Here is a 5,820-nt window from a genome sequence, read left to right on the forward strand (position 1 = left end):
AATCGTCTAGGAGTTTATTGCAGCAACATCTGCTCTGCGCACAAATGTATTACTATTTGAGTAAGCTTCTACAAGTAGTCTTCTTCCGCTTTTGCTATTAATCTTGATCATCTTGGTCTGGATAAAGCTGGTTAATCACTTCAACAAACTTTTCAACGGTATAGCCATTCGGTTTATCTTCCGTTTTTTCCATCATCATTGCGATTAAAATATCATGTGAATCATGCGGATATCCGACAAACCAGCTATTGATGGATCCACCCGCTTCGGCAGTCAATTTTAATTCGACCGTTCCCGTTTTTCCTGCAAGTGGAACATTCGCATCTTTCGCTTGTTGTGCCGTTCCATCTGTAACGACTGCACGAAGAATATCATCGATCAACTTCGCATCTTCCTTTGTAATAAGCTTATCTTTCCAGATTTGCCCTGTTTCTTCTTCAAGCAGTAAGGTAGGTTTCAACATATTCCCTTCATTTAAAAACATGGTATACGCAGTGGCTAAATGCAAGGCACTCATTTCCAGTTCTCCTTGACCGTAACTGGAGTTCGCAAGCAAGACTTCATCCGTTAATTCACCACTGTTTGAAAGGGTTGAACCTGCGATCGGATACTCGTAAGGAAGTTCTTCCTCAAAGCCGAACCGTTTAAATTCCTCTGTAAAAACGTCACTTCCCATGTCTACTGCTTGCATGGCAAAGTAAATATTGTCTGAACGGAGGAGGGCATCTCTTAAGTCAACAGGACCATTAGATTCTGATACCCGTGTAACTTTGTAATTTCCCCATTCTTCCCCCTTACTCCACTGTAACCCTTCAATTTCAAACGTTTCATCAGGGTCCAGGGTACCTGCGTGGATGCCAGCAGCTGCCGTTATTGGTTTAAGAACGGAACCCGGCGCAAAACTTGCGGCAAACCGGTTGAGAAGAGGTTGTTTTGGATCATTCTCTAATTTATCCCATGTGTTGCCGGAAGTTCCATATAGTATTTCATTCGGATCAAAGGAAGGTGCGCTCACAAGTGCGAGTGTCTCCCCGGTTTTTGGATCGATCGCTGCTGTAGTACCTGTATCATCCCCATAGCTGTCAAATATTTTTTCTTGAACATTAATATCAATAGTAAGTTGAATGGTTTCTCCATTTTCAACCGGTTTTTCAGCAATGGTCACTTCATTTCCATCTTCTTTACGGACGCTAACAGTGACACCTTTTTTACCCTTCAGCTGCTCCTCGTAAAGTTGCTCTAAACCACGACGGCCAACTTGATCATTTGGTCCGTACTCATCACTGTCTGTTTTTTCCAGAAAGTCTGCTGTAACGTTTCCGATATAACCAACCAAATGCCCAGTTGCTTCACCGCCAGGATATATTCGACCGGTTAATTCCTTTCGCTGCACACCGGGAATAGCCATTAGTTGATTATAAGTGTCTTCATTTGTCGGAAGGATTGTTGTAATGGGGACAAATAAATGATCCTCAACCCAAGCAGCATCTAGTGCTTCGTTAATTTTTTCTTCATCCATATTTAAAATGCTCGCAATCTGTTTTATGGATTGTTCCCGATTCTCTAAATCCTCTGGCTTAATACCAATTTGATAAACAGTATCATTCATTGCTAGCGGCATCTGATTTCTATCGAGGATTTCACCGCGTTGTGGCTCTACAGATTGAATTCCAATTTCCCCGCCATCCTGTAATTCCGGATGGATAAAACCAGCATCCCACTCAACAAACCAGTTTGATTCGGCATCATCTTCCTCGCTAATAGCTTCTTGAACGAGGGTAGCTTCATAATCAAAGCTGATCGGCCCTGCGAGAGATTCCATTTCAACAGTGAATGGAAGGACCACACTCGGATTTTCTTCCTCTTTTAATGCTTGAATTTCTTCATCGGAAAGTTCATCAAACGTAATCTCGATATCTTTAATACTTAAATCTTCATAGATCTTTTTAAATCGTTCGATGGAGTCTTCTTTTGAAAAGTTCGATCTCGTTTCTTTGCTGAACATATCATAAAGCTTTTCAAATTCCTGTTCGCTCCAATAGGAAGTAAAAGTGGAAAAACGATCATTTGGTGAAACATCATCTTCCTTGGAGCACGCAACTAAAGCTAAGACAATAAAAATTAATAGAAAAGTTCGCTTCATTTTATTAACTCCGCCCCCTGATTCGTCATATATACCTAGTATATCATCATGCAAGTATTGTTTATAGAAATAAAACCATGAAAAAAATGTCACAAATTAGGAAAAGAACGCTAGAGGAGACCCCCTAGGCGTTCTTGTTTAACTTTCCATATGATTTCGGATTTCGGAATTAATCCGGTTGAACTCTGAATCTGGTACGACATAATACCAGACTCCATCAATGGTTGAACCAGAACCTTCAATTTCAAGTGTTTCTATATTATGTCTTGTTCCTAGATATCCAGTGAAAAGCTTCTGGATTTTTTTCATATCAAGGTCGGTTTGAACATTTCCGCCTAAAATATCAAGGATCTCACCAAATTTAGTAATATTGGAGAAGCTTGCACCTTTTTCCATAGCAGCTGCAACTACTGCCCGCTGTCTGTCATTCCGCCCCATATCTCCACGTGGGTCTTGTTTACGCATGCGAATGTAATCAAGTGCCTGTTCACCATTTAATTGAATCGCTCCCTCAGAAAAATCGGAGCCTCCCTGGGAGAAGCTCTGATTATTATTCACAGTCACTCCGCCAATCGCATCAATACCTTGTTTAAATCCTTCCATGTTGACACGTGAATATACATGAACTGGAATGTCGAACGTTTCTTCCACCGTTTGCACCGCTAACTCTACTCCACCAAAAGCATACGCGTGATTGATTTTATCCATTCCGCGACCAGGAATATTCACATACGTATCCCTTGGAATACTTAGCATGATCATCGAGTCTGTTTTCGGATTCAAGGACATTAAAATCATGGTGTCGGACCGGCCGCGGTCACCGGGACGTTCATCAACTCCAAGTAATAACATATTTATCGAGTCCTTTTCATCAAGTAATCCTTTCAGCTCCTTTTGGCGTTCCGGGTCCTCGTCTCTTGCCAGCGGGGTATGCATTGTATTTACAGCACTGCCAAGCTGACTATAAACATAAAAAGCTCCGCCTCCGATTATAAGGATAAACAATAATAAAAGTCCACCAATCCAATATGGCCATTTCCGTCTCTTTTTCCCACTACTTCTCTGCATTCTTGCCACTTGTAAATTCTCCTCTAATGTATAATGTTCTCTGTCACTGTTAACAGAGAAAGCGATTTTTCTCATGAAAACAGGACATAAAGTCCTTAACCAATTCTAAGCTACTTTTACTGTATAAAATTATAGCCGAATTAGTCCATTTCGTCCATAAGAATTTACATGAAAATTGGTAAAATATGTGGGGATATGTCGGCGGCAATATAATGAACAAAAATAAAAACCCGAGATGCGTTCACTCATCTTGGGTTTTTACAGGGTATGCATACATAATGTAACGGTCTGGCGCATAGCCGACAAAGTTGAAAGGATAGCAAGTAGTAAGGGTAAGTACTTCTTCGCCGTGTGGAACAATAATTGTTCTGTCGTCTGCATCGACAATCTTCGTTTCTTTAATTTCATAGGTGAAGTCACCATAATCCATCTTAAGCACTAAATGATCGCCAATCTCTAATTCACCCATCCGACGAAAGACTGTATCCCGGTGACCGGAAAGAACAATCTGTTCATTCTGCAACGGATAAGCCGTTCCCCGGTAATGCCCAACACCGCGGGCGAGATCATCTTCATGGGTTCCTTCAATAATAGGTAAATCAGCTTCAAGTGCAGGAATATGCAAAATCCCAGCTGTTTCTCCTGTATTTGGATCATAGTTTTCTGCAGCAGCGATTGCATCAAATTCATCCGCTTCTGTCTTGCGGGAAAGATCACGCTCATCGATCATTGCTTGAGCTTCTGCTGTAGCTTCACTTTGGGCAGTAGTTGTTGTATACCACTGATAACCACCAAAAAATAGAACAACAATTCCGGCAATCATAAGCAAATAAGAAAGAAGTTTCATTTAATCCACCTCATCCTGAACGTTAACCTTAGTATATCAAAATTGCTGAATAAAAAGGAATAAAATTATAAAAAGATAACTAAATAAAAGGAATCGAGCGTAAATTCAAGTAAAGTGTTCATTATATAGAACAAATGGGCTTTTTTAAGGTTTTCTTCATTGAGCAAAATGAACTATACTACGGTCATGTTGTTCTTTAGTGAGAACAAATGATTATTAAAAAGAACAACTATACATACAACAAAGAAGGAGGGGGCGAAGAAGTAAACAGGTAATTAATCCCTTGTGGAGTATAACGGGAGTAAAGCTAAACAACAAATATCAGGAGGAATGAAGCATGAATTTAAAGAAAAAAATAATTTCAGGTACTGTAACAGCATTATTGGGGATGGCATTAATTGGGGGCGGGACTTTTGCTTATTTTAGTGACACGGCAGAACAAACGAATACATTTGCAGCCGGGACAATTGACTTGGATGTAGATCCTACTGTCCAAATACCAATGAATGAACTCAAGCCAGGTGACTGGATGCCGCGTAGCTTCGAACTGCAAAACAATGGTTCTCTCGATATGAAATATGTCGATTTAACAACTGATTATACAGTCTATACGGCCAATGGTGATATTGCCGGTCCAAATCTTGCGGATAAGTACGCTGAACAGCTATTTGTTCAATTCTTAAAAAATACTACTGGTAATGGAGAACATGAAATATTGTTTGAAGTTTCTTTAAAAGACTTGCGCGATCTTTCACCGAAGGATTTAGCAACGAAAGTGAATATTGAAGAAAAATTGATTAAAGAAGGTTATGACTATTGGGAATGGATCGTCTGGCCGCTTTTTGGAAGATGGGCTACTGTAGATCCTATTTTTAAAGATGTCCCGGTAGAAGTAACTGGTATTCCTGCAGGAGAATCTCATGATTTTGATGTGCAGTTCCGTTTCAATGACACTGGAAAAGCGCAAAATGAATTGCAAGGTCTAAACCTGAAATTGGACTGGACTTTCAAAGGTTTCCAAACAGATGGAGAAGAAAGATAGTATATATTTTGGAAAGGAAGATGGAGGTCTCCGTCTTCCTTAAACATAATTCAGTAGAAGGAGGGGGTTTCTTGGGTATAAAGAAAAATCTGGTTGCCGGAATAATTACTGGTTTAATCGGGTTGGCATTGATCAGCGGGGGAACAGCAGCATTCTTTAGCGATGCGATCGATACGAAGAATAAAATACTTTCCGGCTATATGGATTTGGACATTGGCAATTTGAAGAATGAAAGTGTGCTTTTTGAATTTGATAACAAAAAACCGGGAGATACATTTAATCACAGCTTTAATATGAAAAATAACGGAACACTTGATATGAAGGAGGTTACCCTATATTCCGAACATACAACTTCTAATCGCGAGGGAACTCAGGAAAACAATGGCTTTGCTAATCAAATTGTCTTGCAGAGGATAGAAGTAGATGGTAAAAACATTCTTCAAAAACCAATGTCATTAGAAAAATTAAGTAAAACTCCAATTGTCTTAGAGAAGAATATAGCCGCTAATTTTCCAGCGATTCAAGTCTTTGTTGAATTCGAGTTCGAAAAGACGAAAGAAAATCAAAATGAGTTCCAAGGTAATCAACTGGAGCTTTTATGGACATTTGAAGCAATTCAAGCGGATGATTAAAGGGGAAATACTAAAAAAGGTGGAGAAGGAAGTGAGGATGACCCGCATAAGGAGATTCATAGATACCCATCGGCTTTTTTTCTTTATT

General features: G+C 39.7%; 5 protein-coding genes. 2 read left to right on the forward strand and 3 right to left on the reverse strand.

All coding sequences use genetic code 11. The features are described 5' to 3' along the window. Positions 1 to 97: 97 nt before the first annotated feature. The 3 genes from SPD53_RS19345 to SPD53_RS19355 all read right to left on the reverse strand — a co-directional run bounded on the left by SPD53_RS19345 (position 98) and on the right by SPD53_RS19355 (position 4,058). A complete protein-coding gene (locus SPD53_RS19345; protein ID WP_336253525.1) occupies positions 98 to 2,143 on the reverse strand; it encodes a penicillin-binding transpeptidase domain-containing protein in 2,046 nt (681 codons plus the stop codon). A gap of 138 nt (positions 2,144 to 2,281) precedes the next feature. Further along, on the reverse strand, positions 2,282 to 3,211 hold the full coding sequence (locus SPD53_RS19350; protein ID WP_336253528.1) for an LCP family glycopolymer transferase: 930 nt from the start codon (positions 3,209 to 3,211) through the stop codon (positions 2,282 to 2,284). 241 nt (positions 3,212 to 3,452) lie between these two features. Continuing rightward, on the reverse strand, positions 3,453 to 4,058 hold the full coding sequence (locus tag SPD53_RS19355; RefSeq protein WP_188856289.1) for a class D sortase: 606 nt from the start codon (positions 4,056 to 4,058) through the stop codon (positions 3,453 to 3,455). Between the two features lie 337 nt (positions 4,059 to 4,395). Here SPD53_RS19355 and SPD53_RS19360 point away from each other — a divergent pair, with 337 nt between their 5' ends. Beyond that, positions 4,396 to 5,100 (forward strand): TasA family protein, encoded by a 705-nt coding sequence (locus tag SPD53_RS19360; protein WP_336253526.1) that lies wholly within the window; start codon positions 4,396 to 4,398, stop codon positions 5,098 to 5,100. A 71-nt stretch (positions 5,101 to 5,171) separates the two neighbouring features. Continuing rightward, positions 5,172 to 5,732, forward strand: coding sequence for a TasA family protein (locus SPD53_RS19365; protein WP_336253527.1), 561 nt, complete (start codon positions 5,172 to 5,174; stop codon positions 5,730 to 5,732). Positions 5,733 to 5,820 lie beyond the last annotated feature (88 nt).

It is taken from the genome of Oceanobacillus sp. MO10714A (assembly GCF_037072045.1).
Lineage (GTDB): Bacteria > Bacillota > Bacilli > Bacillales > Amphibacillaceae > Oceanobacillus > Oceanobacillus indicireducens.